Source organism: Bacillus sp. 275 (assembly GCF_001999205.1).
In the GTDB taxonomy this organism is placed as follows: domain Bacteria; phylum Bacillota; class Bacilli; order Bacillales; family Bacillaceae; genus Bacillus; species Bacillus velezensis.
In genome coordinates this window covers 31,171-55,321 of record NZ_CP019626.1, presented here as the reverse complement: position 1 = coordinate 55,321, position 24,151 = coordinate 31,171, and the positions used below count along the sequence as shown (strand labels likewise).

Sequence of the window (24,151 nt, the reverse complement as noted above, 5' to 3'; positions counted from 1 at the left end):
TTATATATTTTAAAGAAATAATGCTTTTCCCTAAAAGTTCAATTGAATAGAATCAAGCGCGTTCTCTTCTTCCTCATTGCTTCCGCTCAATCCGATATGTTCGATTAGAATGCTTGGCTGTTCCAAAATCTCCGATAGGATGTGTAAGTAGTCGTTTGATAAAACCTCGATTCTGCTTTTCTTAAACAGTTTTTTCGAATATTCAAACAGTCCGTGATAGTTGTCGCGGTCCGCCTGAATCGACAAGGTCAAATCGAATTTGGCAACCGGATGATGAAATGGATACGGCTTGAGTTGAAGGGAATCGAAAGTCAATTCAGCATGATCAAGATTTTGCAGCACAAACATCGTATCGAATAAAGGATTGCGGCTTGAATCTTTTGGAAGATGCAGATGCTGAATTAATTCTTCCAACGGATAGTCTTGATTTTTATAGGCGTTCAGCATGTTTTCTTTTACTTCATTTAAGTAGGCATCAAATGTTTTACGGCCCGCCGGGTGATTGCGAATGACTAACGTATTGACGAACATTCCCACGACCGGCTCTACATCTAAATGAGTCCGCCCGGCAGATGGCGTTCCTACGATAATATCTTCTTGTCCGCTGTATTTGGATAAAAGAATCGTATAGGCTGCCAATAAAATCATATACAGTGTTGCTCCTGTGTCTTCTTCCATTTGGCTTAAACGCTGTTTCAAGTGTTCGGGTATAAGAAATTCAAATGATTCGCCTTCGTAATCGCGTATGGCAGGTCGCTCATAATCCGCAGGCATATCCAGTACAGGAATATCACCGTGAAACTGATCCAGCCAATACGCTTCCTGGCTCTTGATGTTCCGTTTCTGAAGGTCCGATTGCTGCCAAACTGCAAAGTCTTTATATTGAATAGAGAGCGGGCCCGGTTCGTTCCTCTCGTAGATTCGGCTTAAATCTTTCATCAGAATATTGACGGACACGCCGTCAGAAATGATATGATGCATATCAACCACAAGCACGTGCCGCGCAGGTTCAATTTCAATCAGTCCGGCCCGCATCAGCGGCGGTTTGGCTAAGTCAAACGCTTTGATGAAATCAAGCACACGGTCTTCCGCTTCTTCTTCGCTTGCTTGAATCCGTTCTATCGTAAAGTCGACGTACTGATGAATACGCTGTGCCGGCTCGCCTTCATATAAATCAAAGCTGGTCCGCAACGCTTCATGACGCGCGATTAATTTTCGGAAAGCGGCGTTTAACCGTTCGGGATCGATCGTCCCTTCCACATTCATGGCACCCGTCATATTGTAAGTCAGCTCGCCGCCTTCTGTGTGACTTAATAAATACATCCGCCTCTGAGCTGAAGAAACCGGATAATATGGCATTTCCTTTGCAGCCGGAATCGGTACATATCGATTTTTGTCCATGTGTAACGCCTTGTCAGCCAATTGTTCAATGGTAGGAAACTTGAATATGTCTTTGAGAGACAGATTCACATCCAGCTCTTTGTGAATTCTGGCGGCTAAGGCAGCCGCTCGGATGGAGTTGCCTCCGAGATCAAAGAAATTATGTTTGATCCCCGCATGGCTTATTCCAAGCACTTCCTTCCATAAATCTGTCAGTTTGGACTCCGTCTCATTACCCGGCGGAACATATTCAGCTGTCTGCTGCAGACTCGATTCCGGTGCAGGCAGTGCCTTACGGTTTATTTTCCCGTTGGACGTTAACGGCATATGCTCCAGACGGACAAAATAGGACGGAACCATGTAGTCCGGAAGCCCCGATGACAATTGTTCCCTAAGCTGCGCAGCCGCTATAGGCTTGTCGCTTACGTAATACGCGCATAATTGTTTTAAGCCGTCTTCTTCTTCTTTCACTGTAACCGCGGCTTTTTGCACCGCTTCCGCGTTATGCATCGCTGCTTCAATTTCACCAAGCTCGATTCGGTGTCCCCTGATTTTGACTTGTTCATCAACGCGCCCGATATATACAAGATTTCCGTCCTTCAATCGCTTAGCCAAATCCCCTGATTTGTACATCTTCGCTCCCGGGACATACGGGTTTTCAACAAATTTCTCTGCCGTTAAATCCGGGCGGTTCCAATACCCTCTGGCAACACCCGGTCCGCTGATATATATTTCGCCGATTACCCCGATGGGAACCAGGTTTCTGCTTGCATCGGCCACATAAATATCCGTGTTGGCAGCCGGAGTGCCGATCGGTACAAATTCCCGCTTGTCCCGTTCTGCGTCGAACTGATAAATCATACATCCGACGACAGCTTCCGTCGGTCCGTATTCATTGAAAATGTCCAGCCGGCCTTTAAACTGCTCGCTGACACTTTTGGCCAGACGGGTGCTTAAATTTTCTCCGCCGACAATCATTTTCCGTATTGCGGTGCCGCCAGCGATATTCATCTCCTTGATGACGTGCAGATGTGCCGGGGTCAATTTGATCATGTCTATTCTTGAGTCCCGCATAATCTCAGAAAGCACAGCGCTTTTATCTTCGCCGTCAAAGACAATGATGGTATTTCCCGTAACCAGCGGTGTAAATATCGAGGTCACAGTCAGATCGAAAGAGATGGAAGAGTATAATGGGAAGTTGGTTTTCTCACCTCTTACATAAACCTCTTTCGCCCACCAAATATAATCAGCCAGTCCCTGATGCTCAATGAGTACACCTTTTGGGTTTCCCGTCGAACCTGACGTATAGATCATATAGGCCAAATCATGCACATCGCTGTCCGATTCAAGATTCGAGTGATCCTCATGGTATGAGTTTTCCTCATCCAAAAGCACAACGTCACCATCATACGGTAATTGATCCAGCAGGCTGCGCTGTGTCAACACAACCTCCGCCCTTGAATCTCTCAGCATATATTGGATCCGATCTTCCGGATATTCAGGATCAATGGGCACGTATGCGCCGCCGGCTTTCAGAACAGCCAAAATTCCGACAATCAGCTCGATCCGATGCGGGCAGATGACGGCAACGAATTGATCCGCTTGTACGCCTTTTGTCCGTAACGTCCGCGCCAATCGGTTCGACCGTTCATTGAGCTGTCTGTACGTATACCGCTCATTGCCAAAAATAACGGCTTCATGATCGGGACTCTGTTCCGCCTGCATTTCAAACCACCGATATACCGTTTCCTTATGCGGATACGGCGTCTTTGTGCCATTACACTCCGTCAGCAGTTGATGCCGTTCGGTTTCAGACAGCATAGGAACGGAAGACAATGTCACCTCCGGCTGCTCAACAAGGCTGTTTAAAATGGCGGTATAGTGTCTGGTGATCTGTTCAATGGTGTCTTTTGTGAATCGTCCCGGTTTATAATCAAAATGCATCTCTATCTGTTGACCGGCATCTTCGATCGTGAGCATCAAATCATATAAAGAGACCCCTGGATTTCGTTCTTTCACTTTAAATGTACATTCATTGTGCCGGATTTCATGAAATTCAATGTTTTGAAACACAAACATCGTGTTAAACAGAGACTTTCCGGTTGTTTCCCGCTGTACATTTAATTTCTCCACAAGCCGGTCGAATGGATAGTCTTGGTTTTCGAAAGCGTCAAGCGTCTGCCGCTTTACTTCTTCCAGATAATCCGTAAACGTTCTATTGGCGTGCGGCTTCGTCCGGATTCCGATGGTTTGTATGAAAATACCGATGATTTTTTCGATATCCGGATGATTTCTTCCTGAAGCAGGCGTGCCTACGACAATGTCTTCTTGTCCCGTATATTTATGAAGCAGCACATTATAGGCGGCCAGAAGCACCGTATAGAGAGTCGTTTCCGCCTTTTGCGCCAAGTCTTGAAGCGAACGGATGACATCCGGCTGTAAGGAGCATGTCACACGCTGTCCCTCAGAAGACCGTTCTGCCGCTTTTGAACCGTCTGTCGGCAGGTCAAGGATGGGAATTTCGTCTTGAAATTGTTCCAGCCAATATGTCTCCTGCCGCTTCATGGCATCGTCATTCAGCCGTTGGTTTTGCCATTCTGCGAAATCTTTATATTCAAATTCAATGTCCGGTAATGGTTTCTGATGATATAAAGCCAGCAATTCATTTGTAAGGATGTTGACGGAATAACCGTCCGAAATGATATGATGCATATCGATGAGCAGTTCGGCCTGCTCGTTTTCAATCTTGATCAGCTCTGCACGAACTAACGGAGCTTGATCCAGGCGGAACGGTTTTACAAACCGGTCTGAATAGGCATCAAATTCTTCCCGGCTCATTGCCCGGACATGAACGTTAAAATCAACTTCGTTTTCAAGTTTCTGAACGATATCGCCATCTATAATGTCGAAATACGTGCGAAACGCTTCGTGCCGCTGCATCACTTGTTGAAGAGATGAGATCAGGGCCTGCTCATCGTACTTCCCTGTTATTGATATGTGGCCGAACATATTTTGCGCCAGCTGATCCGGTTCCAGTTGGTGCACGAAATATACTCTTTGCTGTGCCGGCGATGTCGGGTAATACGCTTTTTTCTCGGCAGCCTTCATCGGGAGGTGCACGACTTTCGTTTCGTTCTGAATGAAACGTGCTAATTCCTTAACAGTCTGGTGATTGAAAAATTGTCCGATGGAAACCTTTTGATGAAATGTCTTCTGAACTTTGGAAAGCATAAGCGTTGCCTGGAGTGAGTTTCCCCCCAGAGCCAGGAAGCGATCTGATCTGCCAACCCGTTCAAGGCCGAAAAGTTCCTCCCAAATCCGCGCCAGCTGCCGTTCCGTTTCATTTACCGGCGCCTCATAGGCTTCAGTAAAATTTGCCGTATTGCTTCCTATTGAAGAGACCCGCTTCTGGTGTTCGGCGTAAAGTGCTTGTAAAGCATGCTGTTCTTCATCGGAAAACATTATCATGGCGTTAAGAGGGATTGAATCTCCCTCAACCATTTTTTGCAGCAATTTTGTAAAACCCGCTCCCCACTTTTTCATGATTTCCGGACTGATGACGTTCGTATTAAAGTCGAAATCAAGAACATATTCTTGATGCGCGTCAGTTATGTTAAGAAATAAATCGTACAGGGTGCATTTTACCGGGTATGCAACGGGCTCCGCCTCCGCCTTTCCGAAATGCAGCTTTCGAAAAGGCCTGTCTAAATTAAAGATAATACGCATATCCGGCACTTGATCGTGCGGAAGCTCTCTGGCCACCAGTGTCATCGGGACGGCTTGGTGCCGCATTGCAAGATTCACGCTTTCTTTCATACTGCCAAGATAACCGGATAAAGTGCTTTCTGAAGAAGACGTGTTCTTCACCGGAATCATATTGACGCAATTTCCAATCAGATCATGCTGTTTCATATGCGATTGACCTGCTGCGGGGACCCCGATCACAAGGCCTGACTGTTTGGTAAGCCGGTGCAGAAAAAGATGAAATGCACCCAGCATCGTCACAAATACGCTATTTTTCATCTGAATGCTTAATGACCTTAAAGCCTCGCTCAATGGCCGTCCAAGCCTGACGGTACACCGGTCTCCCTCATACCCGTTCGGATAACGGACAGAAGCTGTGCTCGGCAGAATTGGCTGCTGTATCGGTTCAGAGAAATGACGCCGCCAATAACGGACCCCTTCTTCATACTGGCCGCTGTCAATCTGTGCCTGCTGCCAGTCTAAGTATTGGCGAAACGAAACATCTGCCTCTTTCGGTGAAATCGGTTTTCCTTGTACGATTGCCGCGTAGTTGCTCTCCAGTTCTTGAACAAAAACGGCGATTGACCATCCATCGGCAATGATGTGATGGAACGTGAGCACAATCAGATGTTCATTGTGAGCCGATGTAAGCACATGGATTCTAAACAAAGGCTTTTGTTCATGGAAATGAAACGGCCGCTTGGCATCTTCTGTCAGCCATTTTTGGATTTCCGGCTCCCGATGTTCATGCGGGAGACCGGTAAAATCAATGACAGGTATATCTATATTCATCCGTTCCTGCACTTGCTGCACCTCGTCATCGGGATGAATCACCGTACGTAAAGCTTCATGACGGTCAACGATATGCCGGACGGCTTGTTTTAATGGTGTATGCTGCAGTTCGCCCTTCACTTTCAGCATAATGGACTGGTTTAAAGCGGCGGAAGCTTCATTCCCGTAATGGGATGCCATAACCAACTGCTTTTGTTCAGGTGAAAGCTCGCGCGTCCCGGACTTTTTACGGCCTCCGCCATCAGGGGAATCCGGGCCTTCCGGAATAAATCCGCCTCGGCGAAGATCCTCCACCGTGTCTTTCACCGCTTGAATAATATTTTCGATATCATCCGCGGTATGCGCTGCAGACAAGAAGCAGTTGCGTCCCTCCCATACATAGACCCCTTTATAGTTGAGATGGTAAAAGAACAAGTCATTATCAAGCGATGAGACAAACCGGAATAAAGAACCGAATCGAACCATGCGGATAGGCACTTGCGCTTGTTCGAAGCAGCGATTCAGCTCATCGACCAGGTAGGCTGTTTTTTGATTAAGCTGCTCATACAGATGTTCTCCTTCGGTTTGTAAATGGCGAAGGACGGCTAATGACATCCTCATGGTAAGCGGGTGAGTATTGAAGGTGCCGGCCACAAACGTGCGTTTCGCCTCGTCTTGCGGGTAGGAATCGTCCCCATACTGCCAGGTACCCCCGTCGATCGCATTCATGAACTCAGCTTTTCCGGCAACTGCCCCTAACGGCTGTCCGCCGCCGATGATTTTTCCGTAGGTCACTAAATCAGCCTGAATGCCGAACCATTCCTGTGCGCCGCCAAGACCGATCCGAAATCCGGTAATAATTTCATCCATAATGAGAGCTGTTCCGGATTGCTGCGTGATCGCCCGCAATTCTTTCAAAAATGCCCGCGGCTGCAAATCCGGTCTGCGGCTTTGTACCGGTTCTACCAGTACGGCTGCCAATTCATCACCAAGACTGCGGATCACGTCCAGCGAATCGGGATTGTTGTAATGTAAAATAATCAAATCATCCATAAAGCTCTGCGGTATGCCCGGAGCCAGCGGATTCGCAGACGCAGCCCCGCCTTTTGTGCCGGCTACCCCTAATACGCCGTCAAACGTGCCGTGATAAGATCCCGAGAACGCCACGACTTTCTTTCTTCCTGTTGCCGCCCGCGCCAAACGCAGGGCAACCATGACGGCCTCTGTTCCGGAATTATAGAAAGCGACCCTTTCCACTCCGGTACATGTGCGGATCCGGTCGGCAACTTCACCGGCGACATCTGACATCGGGCCGAGCGGAGGCAATGATGAACGGGTTGAATCATCGATAACCTGTGTAATAAAGGAAGGATGATGCCCGAACAGGTTAACCCCGAATCCCATGGTGATATCGATATATTCATTTCCGTCAATATCCCACATTTTAGAACCGTCAGAACGTTCGGCGATAATCGGGTATACGATTTCCTTCCAATACGAACGGAAGCTGGACAAATTGCGGTTGTTTGCATGAGCAAATCGGGTGTTGTCCGTATATTGTTTGGAACCTTTCGTTTTATCGGCGTATTTCTTGATGAAATCTTCTAAGTATTGTTTTTGCCGTGCGGTATAGTGTCCCTGATCATTCAGGTTCTGAGGCTGGAAAGGAACATAGGGTTTCGCTTCTTGAGCCGCTTTCTTTTCTGCAGTGACGGTCGGAGGCCCCTGCTTGACAGAAGGAATTGATTTCTCTTGCGCTTTAGCGTATTCTTTCTCATCGGAATGATGTCCGCTGTTTCTCAACAAATTAAAGCTATTTAATTGAGCTTGCAAGGTATCCTGAATTAATTGATTCTGAGAAGCGATTATTTTTTCGAGCGTATGCTCTTGATGACCATCTCTGCGATCCGATTCAGGCTGCGCTTCTAAAATGACCTGTTTTTCCTGCGCCGGAACATTCTCTTGAGGCGGAGCGGATGCAAAGGACGATGGAACGGTATCAGCCAAGTAATCTATGACATTTTGAAGGTTGGTCAACGTATCAAAAAAACGATCCATCGGGATATCTGCCCCAAATTCGTCCGCGATGGCTTTTTTGACCTGTGACAGCATGATAGAATCCATTCCGAGCCCGATAAAATGAGCATTCAGATCGAGTTCCTCTCCCCTGATCCCCGAAGCATTGCTGATTACAGTTTTCAGGAAGGATTCAATATGCGCCTTCGATTGATTGATATTCAATGCTGCTCCTCCTTTCTTTTCGCCCTCGTTTAAGCGCAATTGGTCAGCTTCAGCCCAGCATCGGTTCCGTTCAAACGGATACAGGGGCAATGGCGTCTTTTGTACAGTTTCACCGGAATAAAGCGCGCGCCAATCGATAACGGCTCCTTGCACAAATAATTCGGCTGCGCGATGCAGCCATGTGATCCGTTCATCTTGCGTACGTAAACGCTGCTTAATCAGAGCGGCTGCTTGTTGATTCAGCTCTTCTTTATGGGCAGGCAGCATTTCCTTCATATTCTTGTAACCGATGTATACACCGGGAAGGTTTCTGTCTCCCTGAATCAGGCAGGTCAGCTTATCCGATAGTTCTTGTTTACCGGATACAATCATGGCAATGCCATGATCCAAATGAGCCCTGCCCGTACTTGCTGTATAGCAAATGGACTTTAATGAAGCTTGGCTGTCATCCGATACATATTGCCGGTACTGCTGTGCGAGTTCATAGAGTGATTTTTCAGTATGAGCGGATAAAACAAACAGGTGCGGCCCATGTTCATCCTCGGGTGCATACTCACTTTGAGAAATATATTCTTCCAGTACCACATGAGCGTTCGTTCCGCTAAAGCCAAATGAGCTGACTCCGCCTCGCAGCGGCTCATCACCCGATGTGAACTCCGAAACTTCCTGATTCACATAAAATGGTGATGAGTGAAAATGAATGAGCGGATTAGGTTCATTAAAGTGCGCTAACGGCGGATTTTTCTTGTGATTCAGCATGAGGACAGATTTGATCAGCCCGACGATGCCTGCCGCTTCAAACGAATGACCGATGTTCGATTTAACAGAACCAATCGCACAAAATTGTTTTTTTGCCGTATACTTTTCAAACGCTTTACAAAGTCCGTTAAATTCAACCGGATCACCGAGCTTCGTTCCGGTGCCATGCGCTTCAATGAAAGACAGTGTTTCAGGAGCAATGCCCGCGTCTTTCCAAGCCGTTTCAATGACCTCAGTCTGAGCTGCCGGATTCGGTGCTGTAATCCCGGCGGTTGTTCCGTCTTGATTCAGCGCGCTTCCCTTGATTACGCTGTAAATATGGTCTCCGTCGCGAACAGCATCCTGCAAAGGTTTTAGCAGGACTGCGGCCGCGCCTTCACCTGTGCCCGTGCCGTCTGAATCTTTGCTGAACGTTTTCGTGTACCCGTCCGAAGATTCCATATCAAGTCCGATACAGATCGGCAAGAGCGATGTTCGGATACCTCCGGCAAGGGCCATTTCACAATCGCCGGATATTAAAGATTTGCATGCCATATGAACGGCGGCAAGCGATGAGGAGCATGCCGTATCCACTGTGACCGCCGGCCCTTTTAAATTTAAGAAATAAGCGATTCGGCTGGCTAGCACGGAAGGGAGATTGCCCACGATATATTGATGAAGTTCCTCCGGATAATTCGCAGAAAGGAGACGTTCATAATCGTAGCCCACCTTCGAGTACCCCGCATATACCCCGACACGGCTCCCGTTCATGCTGCCGCCGGCATAGCCCGCATCTTCAATCGCATGCCATGCAGACTGCAAAAACAGTCTTTGGTTAGGGTCCATAAACTGAGCCGCTTTAGGGGCTAAACCGAAGAACGAATAATCAAAGCGGTCGATTTCATCTAAATAGCCGCCCTTCACAAACTGACTCTCATTGAACTCGCTTTGGATGGATTTTAAATAATCCGCCGCATCTTTCAGCCGGGATTCGGGGTATTCTCGAATGCTGTGCTCACCTTTTTCAAGCAGATTCCAAAAATCACTTTTCGTTGACGCTCCCGGGACATTGAGCGACATCCCGATAATGGCGATATCTTTCGGTGTCACATGGCTTGGTTTCGCTGCCGCGTCCTGCTTGATTTCAGCCCGGCTTTCAGACAGATATGCCGCTAAATCAGTGATAGAAGGATACGTAAAGAGATCTGAAACGGCAAGCTCGCGTCCGAATTTCTGTTCTATGCGCTCGGCAATCTGCGATAACTGTAATGAATTTGCTCCCATATCAAAATAACTGTCAGCGAGGTGAACCTTTTTCCCGTTGAGCACATCGGAAAAGATAGACAGCAATTCCGTTTCTATCTCATGAATGGGTGTCTGTCCGGATGTTTCCGGACTGCTCTCCAAACATTCATTGATGGCGGCAGACTCTGTTGAAAAATTCCCTGCCTCATACTGTCTGGCAAGTTCGTAGCGTTTAACCTTTCCGCTGGTTGTTTTAGGGAGTTTTCGGATCGGAAGGACTTCTTTTATGCTCCAGCCGCCCCGCTTGTACAAATGCTTTTTTATCTCTTTGACAAGCGGTGCGAATTTTTCAGGTGATTTTTTGTAAACAACAAAGAGCACAATTTCTCCGCTTTGCGTCTTTTGATCATATACACCGCAGGCGGCAACCCTTCCTAAGTCAACCTCTTCCATTTCAATCGCGACCCGTTCAATATCGTGCGGGTAGATATTTTTTCCGTTCACGAAAATAATGTCCTTTTCTCTTCCGGTTACGACTAAGTTACCACTTTCACTAATGAATCCGAGGTCTCCCGTTTTTACCCAGCCGTCAGAAGTCAGCGCTTTTTCCGTACTCTCTGGGTTGTTATAATACCCTTGCGTTACATTGTCTCCTTTGATCTGGATATGGCCGATGATTCCGTCTTCTACTCTTTCATTTGTTTCATCGGAGATCCGAAGCTGACAATAGTCAATAGGTTGTCCCACCTCGACGAATGAAGCGCAATTTTGGTCTTCTTTGCTGACTTTTACAGCTCTTTCACCAAGATTTAAATAGTCACGATGCAAATAAACGGGAACGAATTCTTCACCTAATTTAGAGAATGCTGCGCCGACCGACGCTTCCGCTAAACCGTAAACATTCAAAATGGCGGATCTTTTCAGATTGAATGCTGCGCATCTTTTCAAAAATTCGTCACAGAGCTCCGGCAATATCGGTTCTGCACCGTTTGCGATGACCTTGATGTGGGATAAATCCCAGTCTGGTTCGTTTTTCAGAAATTTAAGGAAGTAGTTGTATCCGAAATTAGGAGAGGATAGAATACTGGCTTTATGTTCATGAGCTTTTTTCATCCAAAGAATAGGTCTGCGAATAAATAACTCTGTAGGCATCAGATTTTGATTGATTCCGGTTATGAAGGGAACAAGGTGGCAGGCGATGAGCCCCATATCATGCGTTAAGGGCATCCATGATAAGAAAGAGTCTTTCGAATGAACGTGTAGGGCAGTCCCAATGGCACACGTGTTATGTATTAAGTTGTGATGCGTTAACATGACTCCTTTTGGATCTCCTGTCGATCCTGAAGAAAATTGGATAAAGGCGAGTTCATCCGCATCAGGTTCATAAAATGAAGCGGGGTAATCGTAGGTTTGATCTTGAATGACGTTAGATTTTTCGTTTAATTGATGATGGAAATCCTGTAAATCGTGTTCTGCAGCGTATTTCTTTATTTTGTCCAATACTTTTTCAGAGGCAATCAGAAACGGATGATTTAATATATTCCAAATGCGCCAGACCTTCAGCTTATGGTCATCATCTTCTCCGATACTGACCGGCACCGGAATCATTCCTCCTAATATACAAGCCCAAAAAGCAACGACAAATGATTTGTTTTCTTGGATTTGAAATACAATTTCCTGCTTCGGCTTAATGCCGAGATGCTGTAAATAGCCAAGATACCCTTGCGCCTCTTCAAACAATTGGCGATAAGAGACAACCGTCTCGTTTTTATCGGATTCGATAAAACGGATCCCGCGATCAGAGATATTGCTTCTTTCCCGAATGACATCTACTAAGGTTTGGAATTGACTGGTATACATAGGTCCCCTCCTGGGCGTTTTATTTTAAAATCCGCAATTCTTCCCAATCCGGAAGCTGTTTAGCCTCGCAAATTAATTTGCATAAATGGATCGAATGTTCGAGCTCTTGTTCTGAGAGCTCATTTTCATGTCTTTCCATTCTCTCTTTCAGCTCTTGGATTTGCGTAAATAATGGCGTCGTCATATTGGAATAAGCCGCTGAATCCTTGTTGTAATTTCGCGCAATGACGGATTGAATCATCAATTTATTCAGTTGTTTTTTGCGTAAACGGACAATATGTTTCTTTCTTTCCGCTGAATTGGAAAGCAAGTGAACATCAGATGTCTGTCCTAAGGGATAAGGTACAATGTGATTCGTTGTTTTTCTCAGCAGACCGGCTAAGACATTGTTCGGACCCATTTCGATAACTTCTGTGACTCCATGTAAAAGCAAATAATGCATCGATTCTGTCCATCTAACCGGCATCGTCATGTGCTGCTTGAGATGTTCGCTGATCGAATTTCCGCTGCTGTAAGGGCGCGCGGTGACATTTGAAATGATCGGCCATGCGGCATCCCGGAAAGAATACCGGTGTAAAACAGTCTGGAATTGTTCGGAGGCTGATCGTATCATCGAACTGTGAAAAGGCGCACTGACATTCAAATAAGTGTATGCCGCACCCTTTTCCTCCGCCATCTTGATGACACGTTCCACAGCTTGCCGGTGTCCGGAAATCACATGCTGCTGTTCTGAATTCATGCAGGCTACACCTGCCGGAAAGTCTTCCGTCGATACTTTCGAACATATTTCCTGCAACGTTTGGAGAGAGAGCTGTGTCACGGCGGCCATCGTCCCCTGCTGATGGGGATCCGCATTTTGCATAAGAATTCCCCGCTCCCTTACAAGTGTAACGGCATCCTGAAAAGAAAGGGCGCCGGCACAGACAAGCGCTGAATATTCGCCTAAGCTATGGCCTGCCAGGAAGCGGGGCTCCACCCCTATTTCCTGCATATACACTTGAAAAGCAATCACACTGACCGTTAAAATAGCGGGCTGCGCGTTCATTGTCTTTGTCAATTCATTCATATCTCCGTTAAAACACAGTTTTTTTACATCCAAGGAGATCGCATCGCTCGCTTCTTCAAACAATCTCTTTGCGAGCACAAAATCATTCCAAAATTGTTTGCCCATTCCTACAAATTGAGACCCTTGTCCAGGAAATAAAAAGGCAAGATTGTTCATGAGATTCCTCCGATCATATTGAGCAAAAATACAATATCCTACAAATTATCCCTTTATCTAACATCCTAGCATGATTATAACAAATGTGTATAGAATACTTTCGGAGGAGTTATTGTTCGTTTTCACAAACGAATTAGATATATTTATTCATAAAATAAAACATGGGGATTTCACCGAAAATCAGTCTTAAAGAGAGATGATGAAAGCCGGGGTGGAGCCTGTTACCGGCTCTTCTTCACTTAGGTCGCGCTCTTCATGTTTCATATGTTTTAGGGCTATTGGCATTATTGTGTCAGAAATTACATATTTTCTGTTTATTGTAAAAATCCATTTGTATATCTGTGAAGGATTGTAAACTGATTGCGCTTGATTATAAATGCGGTGCAAGAGATGGATCTGGATGGGGAAAATCCGCAAGGACGAAATACGCCGCAGAACATGCGAATGACCCTGCCCGGATACCGATTGACGCAGTAAATTGGCCTTTTGACTGAACAAGGTTTTCAGGCATAAAAAAACAGCCGTTCAGAGCGGCTGTTTTTAAAAAAATATAAGAACTATTGAGCGGTATACCCGCCATCCATGACTACGGCCTGACCTGTGACCCCTTTTGCTTTGTCGCTGGCCAAAAATACGGCGTAATCAGCGATTTCTTTCACTGACAGCAGCCGTTGTTGGGGAACGAGCGGAAAGATGACGTCCTCAAGCACCCGTTCGTACGGTACATTCCTTGTTGCGGAAATGTCCTTTAACTGATTGCGGACAAGCTGAGTGTCCACATATCCCGGACAAAGCGCATTGACGGTAATGCCGTCAGCCGCGCCTTCAAGTGCGCCGACTTTCGTTAAACCGATGACGCCGTGCTTGGCGCTGTTATATGCCGCTTTCCCGTGAAAACCGATCAGCCCGTTGACAGACGCCATATTAATGATTCGACCGAATTGCTGTTTTTTCATAATGGGGAATGCATGCTTCATTGCGATAAATGGCGCAGTCAGCATGAGACGAATGAGCCGTTCAAACTGTTCGGTGGGAAATTCCTCGATGGGCGCGACATACTGAATGCCCGCATTATTCACAAGATATCGAGGCGCCCGAATTGTTTCTCGACCGTCTGCAGCATGTCGGCCACTTGCTTTTCATTTGTTACATCGCATGTGATGCTGACTGCTTCACAGCCTTCTTCTTTCAGTCTTGCCGCCGCTTCTTTCCCCGCTTGTTCGTTTATATCAGAGATGATGACGGCTGCTCCTTCACGGGCGAATTCTTTTGCGATTTCAAGCCCGATTCCTCCGGCTGCTCCTGTTACAACGGCTGTTTTTTCAATAAGCAATGAATGCATGACGGCACCTCCTCATTTTGGTCTGACCCCGTTTTTTAACGACTGGCTGACAGTAAAATGACCTTCTGTTTTCTCAAAGACCTCCTCCATTGTTACACCTTCCTGCAGTTCGGTGAGCGTCATACGGCCATCATGAAAATCGAATACAGCCAAATCTGTGATCAGCCGATCGACCACCTGCCTGCCGGTTAAAGGCAGCGTACATTCCGTTCTCACTTTAGATTCCCCATATTTATTAACGTGCTCCATAATGACAATAATCCGTTTTGCTCCGTGGACCAAGTCCATGGCGCCGCCCATTCCTTTGATCATTTTTCCTGGGATCATCCAGTTCGCCAAATCTCCCCGTTCGGACACTTCCATCCCGCCGAGGATCGCTACATCAATGTGGCCGCCGCGAATCATGGCAAAGGATTCGGCACTGTCAAAATACGAGGCTCCCTTTACTTCGGTGATGGTTTCTTTTCCCGCGTTGATCAGATCAGGGTCCTCCGTTCCTTCCGCCGGATAAGGCCCGATCCCGAGCAAGCCGTTTTCAGACTGAAGCAGGACGTTATAATCATTCGGTATCTCATTGGCTACAAGCGTCGGCATCCCTATCCCCAAGTTCACATTCATTCCGTCCTTAATTTCTTTTACAGCCCGTTTGATCATTCGTTTTCTGCTATCTCTCATTCTGTCAGCCTCCTTTATCATGCTTGCCGGACGGTGCGGCGTTCAATCCGTTTTTCATGAATCCCGCCGAGCAGCACGTGCTGCACAAAAATACCCGGCGTATGAATTTGATCCGGCTCAAGCTCTCCGGCATCGACGATTTCTTCAGCCTCTGCAATCGTCACTTTTCCCGCCATTGCAGCGAGCGGATTGAAATTTCTCGCCGTCTTTCTGAACATCAGGTTGCCCAGAGGATCGGCTTTCCAGGCCTTTACGATGGCGGTGTCCCCTGTAATCCCTTTCTCCAGAAGATAGGTGCGTCCGTCAAATGTCTTATGTTCTTTTCCCTCGGCTACTGATGTTCCGACGCCCGCAGGTGTGTAAAACGCCGGAATGCCCGCCCCTCCCGCGCGAATTCTTTCTGCGAGCGTTCCTTGGGGCACCAATTCGACTTCCAGCTCTCCGCTTAAAAACTGCCGTTCAAAGGTTTTGTTTTCTCCCACATAGGATGCGACCATTTTTTTGATCTGCCGGTTTGCAAGCAAGAGGCCTAACCCCCAATCATCAACACCGCAGTTATTACTGACAACGGTCAAGTTTTTTACGCCGCTGTCCCTGATCGCGAGAATTAATTGTTCCGGAATGCCGCACAGGCCGAAGCCTCCTGCGATGAGGGTGTCTCCGTCCTTGATCAGTGCAGCAGCATCTTGATAAGAGTCCATCACTTTTCCTTTTCCCATATTCGTTTCCCCTTTCTGTTTTGGCTACACAAGGCCCGTCAGACTGTAAATGGCGATGATGACAAACACAGCGGCTGTTTTAATGACGGTAATGGCAAAGATATCCCTGTAGGATTGGCGGTGGGTCAACCCGGTGACCGCGAGCAGCGTAATGACGGCGCCATTATGCGGAAGAGTGTCCATCCCGCCGGAGGCCATCGAGATCACCCGGTGCATGACCTCCGGCGGGATGTGGAATGTATTGATTGCTTCTGTATACGCTGCTGACATCGTGCTTAAAGCGATGCCCATTCCTCCTGATGCCGATCCTGTAATCCCGGCAAGCGCAGTGGTCGTCACCGCTCCGTTGACGAGCGGATCAGTAAACGTCTGCGATATGCCGCTGCTGACCATTTTAAAGCCGGGAAGCGCCGCAATGATGCCGCCAAATCCGTATTCGGCTCCTGTATTCATTGACGCCAGCAAGGCACCCCCGATACCCTCATTCAGTCCTTCTTTCAAATTGAAGAGGACTTTTTTCCAATCGAACAAAATCGTGGTCATGATTCCGATGAACAGTGCGAGTTCTACTGACCAGATCGCAGTGACGGAGGAAAGGTCAATCTTCCCGAACGCTTCTAAGCCTAGCGGCGCAAAATCAAATCCGTCAGGGTACCAATGCGGGAGCCACATCGTGAAGCATTTGTTCATGACTCCCACAAGGATAAGCGGAACAAAGGCGAGCACTTGCCGCGCGGGGCTGGGTTGGGGTAAAACAGGCGTATGTGTTTCATTAGCCAGACTTGAGGATTCCTCTGCAGCGGAAACTTCAGATTGAAATCCAGCATAGCCTTCTCCGGCATTGGCCGCTTTTTTGCGCCGGGATTCTAAATAAATCATTCCGGCCGTAAGCACAAATGCTGCACCAATCAGTCCGAGCCAGGGAGCGGCATAAATGTTTGTTTTAAAAAAAGCGGTCGGAATGACATTTTGAATTTGCGGTGTGCCGGGAAGCGCATCCATTGTAAATGTAAAGGCGCCCAATGCAATCGTACCGGGTATCAGACGCTTGGGAATATCAGCTTTAATAAATAGGTTTTTAGCAAACGGATAAATGGCAAACACCGCTACGAAGAGACTGACGCCGCTGTACGTTAAAATCGCACCCATTAAGACGATGGCGAGAATGGCTCTTTTTGCTCCCACAAGCTTGACGATTGTTTTTGCAATCGACTCGGCGAGCCCGGATATTTCAACAACCTTGCCAAAAACGGCCCCTAAAAGAAATACGGGAAAATACAGCTTAATAAATCCTACCATCTTCTCCATAAATATATTCGAGAAGAAAGGAAGTACGAAGCTTGGATCTGTCAGGAGCACGGCAAACAGCGCACAAATCGGGGCGAATAAAATGACTGAAAAGCCCCGGTAAGCCGCAAACATCAGCATGCCTAATGCCAATAAAATAATAACAATGTCCACAAATCCCCCTCTTTTCTGCTCAATATTAGTAAGCGCTTACAAAAAATCGAGAAAATAAAGCAAAAACATGCCGGTTTTGCACAGTTTCTGAGGCTGAAAAAATGTGCATCATGGTGAATGTTCTGTTTTGGCGAAAGAAAGGGAGACTCTTGCTGTATTAGATTGATTGGCTGAGCAGTGAGTTTTTTTAGGGATAGTGAGATGGATCAGAGAGGATTTTTGCTTTATAAATATGTATTCTTTTTTCTTTCATTTATTTCCTGCAAGAGGAACCGATAAAATCCGGCCCTCCTGCATGGTCATTCAGCCAATGACAACCGGGAGCTCTTTGAGCGACCTAAAACCAATGAGCTTGCGGTATTCAAGGCGGTGTGCAGCCAGCCGAAGCTTAGGCATCCGCTCAAACAGTGTGAGAATTGCAATTTGTGCTTCGATGCGCGCTAATGAGGAGCCTATGCAAAAATGGGCGTTCTTTCCGAATGCAAGATGCGGGTTCGGTTTTCTTTGGATATCCATTTTGTGAGATTGATCGAATATGCTTGGATCGCGATTGGCTGCCCCTAAAAGGATATATACCTGCTCTCCTTTTTTTATGGTCTTCGCATTTATTTCGCAGTCTTCTGAGGCGGTGCGTGCCGTCAGCTGCGTGGGGCTGTCGTAGCGCAGACATTCCTCAACTGCAGTTTCAATAAGCGAGGGGTTTTCTCTCAGTGCGCTAAGCTGTTCAGGGTGTTTCAATAAAGTAAACACACCGTTGCTTATGAGGTTTACCGTCGTCTCGTGTCCGGCTATGACAAGTAAGATACATGTCGCGAGCACTTCCTCTTTTGAAAGCTGCTCCTCCATAATAAACCTGCTGATCAAGTCTTGCTGAGGGTGCGCTTTCCGCTTGTGAATCAAATCTCTGAAATATGACGTCAGCCTGCCTGCGGTGTCGCTTGCTCTGACTAACGTCTTTCTTGATCGGGTAAGATCAATGGCGTGAATGACGTCTGCCGTCCATTGTCTGAATTGATATCTCTCCTCTTTCGGCACTCCGAGTATCTCCGCAATGATAAGGCTTGCCAATGGAAAGGCAAACTCTGAAACAAGGTCCGCGGTTTTTTTGATTTGGACTTGATCCAACAAGTCATGAACCGTTTCTTTTATACAGGGGCGAAGTGATTCCGCCGTCTTTGCGGTAAATTCTTTACCGATAAGCATCCGCATCCGTTTATGGTCTGATTGATTTTTAAATAACAGCATATCGTGCTGGATATGCGATAGATTTTGATATTTCGTTGAAGCTTCCGGAAGAGGAATGCGGTTTTTAAACCGAATGTCTTTCAGAATCGCTGCCGCTTCTTTGTACCCGGTGACATACCAGCCCGGATATTTTAATACGGTTCCTTTATAAACAGGATCAATGGATCGCAGTTTGTCATAAAACGGGTAAGGGTCATTCCAAAAATCCGAATCCGCATGGAGAGACGGATGTGCAATCGATAGGTCCGCCGTCATCTTATACCTCCGTATTGCAGGCGGATTGCAGGCCGGCTTTCATTTCTTCAACGGATTCGACTTCAAAACCTAAATCATGGAGCATTTGATGATCCTCTGTTTCATGCTGCCCTGCTGTCGTTAAGTAATCTCCGACGAAAATCGAATTTGCGGCGTAAAGTCCCAGCGGCTGCAGCGAACGAAGGTTGACTTCCCGGCCTCCTGAGATACGGATTTCTTTTGACGGATTGATAAAACGGAACAAGGCAAGCACTTTCAGGCAATACACCGGATGTAATTCGCTTACCCCTTCTAACGGAGTTCCGTCAATCGCATGCAGAAAATTAACCGGGATGCTGTCGGCGTCAAGCACTTTTAAGCTGTTCGCCATATCAATGACGTCCTGTTTCGTCTCTTTCATGCCGACGATGACACCAGAACAAGGTGACATCCCCGATTGTTTCGCCGTTTCCACTGTATTGACCCTGTCGTCATACGTGTGGGAGGTCGTAATGTTTGAGTGATTCCTTTGTGATGTATTGATGTTATGATTGTACCGGTCTACTCCTGCCTGTTTCAGCCGCTCTGCCTGTTCCGGCTTCAGCAGACCGAGGCATGCGCAGATTTTTAAACCGTACGTTTCTTTAATTTCTTTGACAGCATCAACAACTTGATCTACTTCTCTGTTTGACGGTCCCCGCCCGCTGGCGACGATACAGTATGTCCCTATATTCAGGTCGTGGGCGCGTTTTGCCCCTTTAAGCAATATATGCTTATCCACCATCCGGTAAGACTCAATCGGCGCTTTTGATATTGAAGATTGTGAACAGTACCCGCAATTTTCCGGACACAGGCCTGATTTGGCATTCATAATCATATTCAGCTTTACTTTTTTTCCGTAAAATCGTTTTCTGATATGAAAAGCGGCATGCATCAGCAATAAAAGATCCTCATCAGGACAATTTAAAATGGCCAGCGCTTCTTGATTCGTTACTTCCGCCCCGTCCAGCACTCTCTCTGCAAGATCCATCCATTGATTCATGTTTATCTCCCCATTTGTGTCAGATTCATGAAAGAGGAAACATCTATATGTTTCTCAATCATGTTTTGAATGTTTTCCGATGAAACGTGATCCAGCTTCGGTGTGATTCCCAAAATCGGAACTTTGCATAATGTTTCAATCATGCTCGGGTTTGTCTTTTCGTCCAGCCCCGGCCTGCTCCTTACGCCGTTGATAATAATGCCGAGAACCTCTATCCCCATGTTTTTCGCATATTCAACGGTTAAATATGTGTGGTTGATGGTTCCGAGATCAGGCCTGGTGACAATCACCGCCGGCAATTCCATGGCTTTTATCAGATCACTGACTAAGTAATTTTCACCAAGCGGGACGGAAATGCCGCCTGCCCCCTCAACGATGAAACACTCATGACGATTTTTAATCTTACTCCAGTGGGCCATGACATCCGCCATGCTCACGGATTTCCCCTCAAGCATGGCGGCCGTGTACGGCGCAAGCGGCTCTTTCCATTCAAATGGCGTGATTTCTTCATGAGACAGTGGGGTTTGTGACATGTCTTTCAACAGCGAGGTGTCACTTTCCGGATGAGTCCGCGGCACGCCGCTTAAAAACGGCTTAAACACTCCGATATCCGCCTGTTTCTGCCGGAATGCCGCGGCAAGTCCGCAAGAAACGATGGTTTTTCCGACGCCGGTATCTGTTCCTGTAACAAAAAAACTTCTCATTTGTTTATATTCAGCTCTTTTCTAATGGAATCAAATGCTTCTGTCAGCTCGTCTATATCCTGTAAGCTGCGATCCGCCGTAACGGTCAGCCTGATTCTGCTTTCGCCTTCCGGAACGGCGGGCGGGCGGATGGCCGGGGCGCAGATACCCTTTTTCTCCAGCAGTGCAGCGGCTGAAACCGCTGTTTTTGCATCACCGATGATAACGGGGATAATCGGTGTATCTCCGCCTCTTACGGTAAAGCCCATATCGGCCAGACGCGTTTTTATCATTTTGACAGACGACTGCAGCTCACGGCGCGTATCGTGCATATCTGATATGATGTCAAATGCCGTATGCGAAGCCGCACAAATTGACGGCGGGAGGGCCGTCTGAAAAATAAACGTCCGCGCCTGATTCAGCAAAAAATCAATGAAAATGTTTGATCCCGCGGCAAAACCGCCTTCCGTTCCTACAGCTTTGCTTAATGTGCCGATGACAACATCAGGACAAACACCGAAATAGTCACTGGTTCCCCCGCCGTTTTCCCCGAGTACACCGGTTGCATGCGCGTCATCTGCTATCACAAATGCCTGGTACTGCTTTGCAAGCGCCATTATGCGGTCAAGAGGCGCGATGGTGCCGTCCATGCTGAAGACGCCGTCTGTGACGATGAAGCGGCGGTTCCAAGCCTGGACGGAAGCAAGTTTTTTCTCAAGATCAGCCATATCAATATGGCGGTACACGATGGTTTCCGCTTTTGATAAACGGCAGCCGTCAACAATGCTCGCATGGTTCAGTTGATCGCTTAAAATGATATCGCCTTTTTGAGGCAGTGAGGCAAGCACGCCGATATTCGCCAAGTAACCGCTTGAAAACAATAAAGCCGCTTCCGTCTGTTTAAAGTCCGCGATTGTTTGTTCAAGTTTTTCGTGCCACACAGTATTTCCTGTCGTTAACCGTGAGCCGCCGCTTCCCGCTCCGAACCGGCTCAGCGCCGTTTGCGCGGCTGTGATCAGCCGCTCATCTTTTGACAGGCCTAAATAGTCATTGGACGCCCAGGTCTGCCGCTTTTGCCCCTTGGTTTTGAGAGCGATTTCCTGTGTTCGCAGCGTCCGATACAGCCCGTCTCTTTTCACCGCATCGAGCCTTCCGAGGAGCCATCCGTCAAAATCCACGGCCGGTCACCTCGGCTATCGCTTCTTTCATAATGGAGATCATGGCTTGTAACTGATCGGTTGTGCTGGCTAGCGGCGGCAGAAAGGCGATGACGTCTCCGAGCGGCCGTGTCAGCATACCAAGCTCTCTCATTTTCAAGGACACCTTGTATCCCATCCGCTTTTCAGGCGGATAAGGCTGTTTTGTCCCCTTATCCCGCACAAGCTCTATGCCGCACATGAAACCGAGCTGGCGGACATCGCCGACATGAGGAAGCTGCTTCAGATCATGAAGAAATTCCGCTGCCGTTTTTGATTTTTCGGCGACTTGTTCAACAATGCGCTCTGATTCGAATAAACGCAGATTTTCAATTGCCGCGGCACAGCCAAGCTGATTTCCTGTATAGGAATGGCCGTGGAAAAATGTTTTCATTTTGTCGTAGTCATCGTAGAAGGCTTCATAAATGGCTTCTGTGGCAAACGTCACAGCGATCGGCAAATAGCCTCCCGTAATGCCTTTCCCTGCCGCCATCAAGTCCGGCTGGACATTTTCATGCTCACAGGCAAACATTTTTCCGGTGCGGCCGAACCCCGTCGCCACTTCGTCAACGATCATTAACACATCATATGCCGTACACAGCTCTCGTACGCCTGCCAGAAAGCCTTCAGGCATGACGATCATGCCGGATGCGCCTTGCACCATCGATTCAATCGTAAGTGCGGCAATCTCTTCGTGATGCTTTGCAAGCAGCTGTTCGAGCGCGTGAAGGCATTCATCCCGGCACTGTACGGGGTCGCCGCTTTCAGATCTGTATACATACGGAATCGGGGCTTTGTAGCTTTCAAACATCAGCGGGCCGTACACATGGTGGAAGAGTTCAATGGAGCCGACGCTGACGGCTCCGATCGTATCGCCGTGATAGCCGTTCTGCATAGAAATAAACGTCTGTTTCTCGGGTCTCCCTATGTTTTTCCAGTATTGAAAGGCCATTTTCAGAGCGATTTCCATTGCTTCCGCTCCGCTGTCGGAGTAAAAAACGCGTGTCAGCTTTTCCGGTGTGATGCCTGTCAGCATCTCGGCAAGTTCTGTTGCGGGAACGTTCGTCATACCCAGCAAGGTCGAATGAGCGATTTTTTCAAGCTGTTTTTGAATCGCTTCATCCATTTCTTTTTTGCGGTGGCCGTGTACATTGAGCCATACTGAAGAAAAGCCGTCATAATATTCTTTGCCGCTGATGTCTTTCAGCATGATCCCGTTTCCGCTTTCAATGATTAACGGATCTTCATCGTAATCTTTCATTTGTGTGAAAGGCAGCCAAAGATGCTGTTTGCTTTTTTCAATCATTGATTGTTTCATATGTTCCCCTCCCGCTGAATGAATACAGGCTGCTTCTCTAAAAAATGGATACAGCTCTCCGTATCTATGGAGCCATCTGTAAAGAAAATCCGGCATCCGCTTTCATCTCCGGCATTCTTCATCTTGGCAATCCGCTGATATCCCAGCTTCTTTGCGGCAACGTAGCCTGTTATGTAATCAGGGTCATCCGACCAGCACAATTCAGCAATAATCCCCGGATGTGCGCAAACTTTTGCCGCGATGGCATGTGCTTCTTTTATTCGTGAATGTTCCGGCATGTTGTGCGTAAAAGCCCATTTTTGAAAATCATGTGACGGCCAATCCACTCGGGATACCCGCACACCTCTATTTCCTCTGCCGTCAATGCGTTTTCCTGCCCGGATATCAAACAGGACCGCTCCTCTTGCTTCTGCATATTCCGCAATGTTTTCGTACGCTTTCTCTATCATGTGCGGGGGAATCCCCGCCTTTTGCAGAAGCTTGCGGGCGATTGCTTGTCCTTTTTCCGGCGTGTCTGTTTGATGGAAAGCAACCGGCAAAGGGCGGATCGTTTCGATCGGTTCATTAATGCTTTCAAGCTGAATCTGCATAAAATCAGGTATCCCTCTTGAGTGCGAGAAGCCTTTATGTAATAAGCCATCTACCGCTTCCTGTAAACCGCTGTAAGTGATGAGCCGTTCTCCGCCGGAAATGTGTTTTCCGCCCTGCTCATGGGGGGCGTTTCGGGAAGCTCTCATTCTGACGCTGTAATAGGTTTCTTCCCGCATATATTCCCCTCCTTTCTCATACTTTGAAAATTAATGTTAACCAAAATGAATTTAAGGTTAACTCTTATACAGAATATTAGTGCCCTCCGCGGAATATGTCAACCTAAACTATCAAAATGTTAACTTAATGAGTTTTGCAAAGCCTCATTACGTTTTCATGTTTTGTTCATATTTTAGTAATTGTTTATTCAACACTGTCCGCTAAAGTAATCCATATCAACAAATATGACAGCCATCTGATTTTTTTATGAAGGGAGGTCAGCACCGG

The 24,151-nt window shown here is 47.2% G+C and carries 11 protein-coding genes and 1 pseudogene; all 12 read right to left on the bottom strand.

Annotated features, from left to right (window positions below):
• Positions 1–30: 30 nt before the first annotated feature.
• The 12 genes and pseudogenes from bamA to BZ167_RS00080 all read right to left on the bottom strand — a co-directional run bounded on the left by bamA (position 31) and on the right by BZ167_RS00080 (position 23,883).
• Positions 31–11,979: a bacillomycin D hybrid PKS/NRPS BamA gene (bamA, locus tag BZ167_RS00140; RefSeq protein WP_077391889.1), complete on the bottom strand. Its 11,949-nt coding sequence runs from the start codon at positions 11,977–11,979 to the stop codon at positions 31–33.
• A gap of 19 nt (positions 11,980–11,998) precedes the next feature.
• Positions 11,999–13,201 carry a bacillomycin D biosynthesis malonyl-CoA transacylase BamD gene (gene bamD / locus BZ167_RS00135; protein ID WP_077391888.1) on the bottom strand — a complete coding sequence of 401 codons (1,203 nt, stop codon included), beginning with the start codon at positions 13,199–13,201 and terminating at the stop codon, positions 11,999–12,001.
• 557 nt (positions 13,202–13,758) lie between these two features.
• Positions 13,759–14,543, bottom strand: a pseudogene (locus BZ167_RS00125) (3-hydroxybutyrate dehydrogenase).
• A gap of 12 nt (positions 14,544–14,555) precedes the next feature.
• Positions 14,556–15,218 (bottom strand): CoA transferase subunit B, encoded by a 663-nt coding sequence (locus BZ167_RS00120; protein WP_007410136.1) that lies wholly within the window; start codon positions 15,216–15,218, stop codon positions 14,556–14,558.
• 17 nt (positions 15,219–15,235) lie between these two features.
• A complete protein-coding gene (locus tag BZ167_RS00115) occupies positions 15,236–15,937 on the bottom strand; it encodes a CoA transferase subunit A (RefSeq protein WP_015417575.1) in 702 nt (233 codons plus the stop codon).
• A 24-nt stretch (positions 15,938–15,961) separates the two neighbouring features.
• A complete protein-coding gene (locus BZ167_RS00110) occupies positions 15,962–17,398 on the bottom strand; it encodes a GntP family permease (protein ID WP_039251350.1) in 1,437 nt (478 codons plus the stop codon).
• A 303-nt stretch (positions 17,399–17,701) separates the two neighbouring features.
• Positions 17,702–18,898, bottom strand: coding sequence for a cytochrome P450 (locus BZ167_RS00105; RefSeq protein ID WP_077391887.1), 1,197 nt, complete (start codon positions 18,896–18,898; stop codon positions 17,702–17,704).
• 1 nt (position 18,899) lies between these two features.
• Positions 18,900–19,919: a biotin synthase BioB gene (gene bioB, locus BZ167_RS00100; protein ID WP_077391886.1), complete on the bottom strand. Its 1,020-nt coding sequence runs from the start codon at positions 19,917–19,919 to the stop codon at positions 18,900–18,902.
• Positions 19,920–19,921: 2 nt separating this feature from the next.
• A complete protein-coding gene (bioD, locus tag BZ167_RS00095) occupies positions 19,922–20,623 on the bottom strand; it encodes a dethiobiotin synthase (RefSeq protein ID WP_077391885.1) in 702 nt (233 codons plus the stop codon).
• Positions 20,620–21,780 carry an 8-amino-7-oxononanoate synthase gene (gene bioF, locus BZ167_RS00090; protein WP_077391884.1) on the bottom strand — a complete coding sequence of 387 codons (1,161 nt, stop codon included), beginning with the start codon at positions 21,778–21,780 and terminating at the stop codon, positions 20,620–20,622. Before bioF ends, bioD begins: the two co-directional genes overlap by 4 nt.
• Positions 21,770–23,116: an adenosylmethionine--8-amino-7-oxononanoate transaminase gene (bioA, locus tag BZ167_RS00085; protein WP_077391883.1), complete on the bottom strand. Its 1,347-nt coding sequence runs from the start codon at positions 23,114–23,116 to the stop codon at positions 21,770–21,772. Before bioA ends, bioF begins: the two co-directional genes overlap by 11 nt.
• A complete protein-coding gene (locus BZ167_RS00080) occupies positions 23,113–23,883 on the bottom strand; it encodes a 6-carboxyhexanoate--CoA ligase (RefSeq protein WP_077391882.1) in 771 nt (256 codons plus the stop codon). Before BZ167_RS00080 ends, bioA begins: the two co-directional genes overlap by 4 nt.
• Between the last annotated feature and the right edge of the window lie 268 nt (positions 23,884–24,151).

Excerpts from the sequence above, each read along its gene's own strand:
- bamA (WP_077391889.1), bottom strand. The coding sequence starts at position 11,979 with ATGTATACCAGTCAATTCCAAACCTTAGTAGATGTCATTCGGGAAAGA.
- bamD (WP_077391888.1), bottom strand. The coding sequence starts at position 13,201 with ATGAACAATCTTGCCTTTTTATTTCCTGGACAAGGGTCTCAATTTGTA.
- BZ167_RS00120 (WP_007410136.1), bottom strand. The coding sequence starts at position 15,218 with ATGAGAGATAGCAGAAAACGAATGATCAAACGGGCTGTAAAAGAAATT.
- BZ167_RS00115 (WP_015417575.1), bottom strand. The coding sequence starts at position 15,937 with ATGGGAAAAGGAAAAGTGATGGACTCTTATCAAGATGCTGCTGCACTG.
- BZ167_RS00105 (WP_077391887.1), bottom strand. The coding sequence starts at position 18,898 with ATGACGGCGGACCTATCGATTGCACATCCGTCTCTCCATGCGGATTCG.
- bioB (WP_077391886.1), bottom strand. The coding sequence starts at position 19,919 with ATGAATCAATGGATGGATCTTGCAGAGAGAGTGCTGGACGGGGCGGAA.
- bioD (WP_077391885.1), bottom strand. The coding sequence starts at position 20,623 with ATGAGAAGTTTTTTTGTTACAGGAACAGATACCGGCGTCGGAAAAACC.
- bioA (WP_077391883.1), bottom strand. The coding sequence starts at position 23,116 with ATGAAACAATCAATGATTGAAAAAAGCAAACAGCATCTTTGGCTGCCT.
- BZ167_RS00080 (WP_077391882.1), bottom strand. The coding sequence starts at position 23,883 with ATGCGGGAAGAAACCTATTACAGCGTCAGAATGAGAGCTTCCCGAAAC.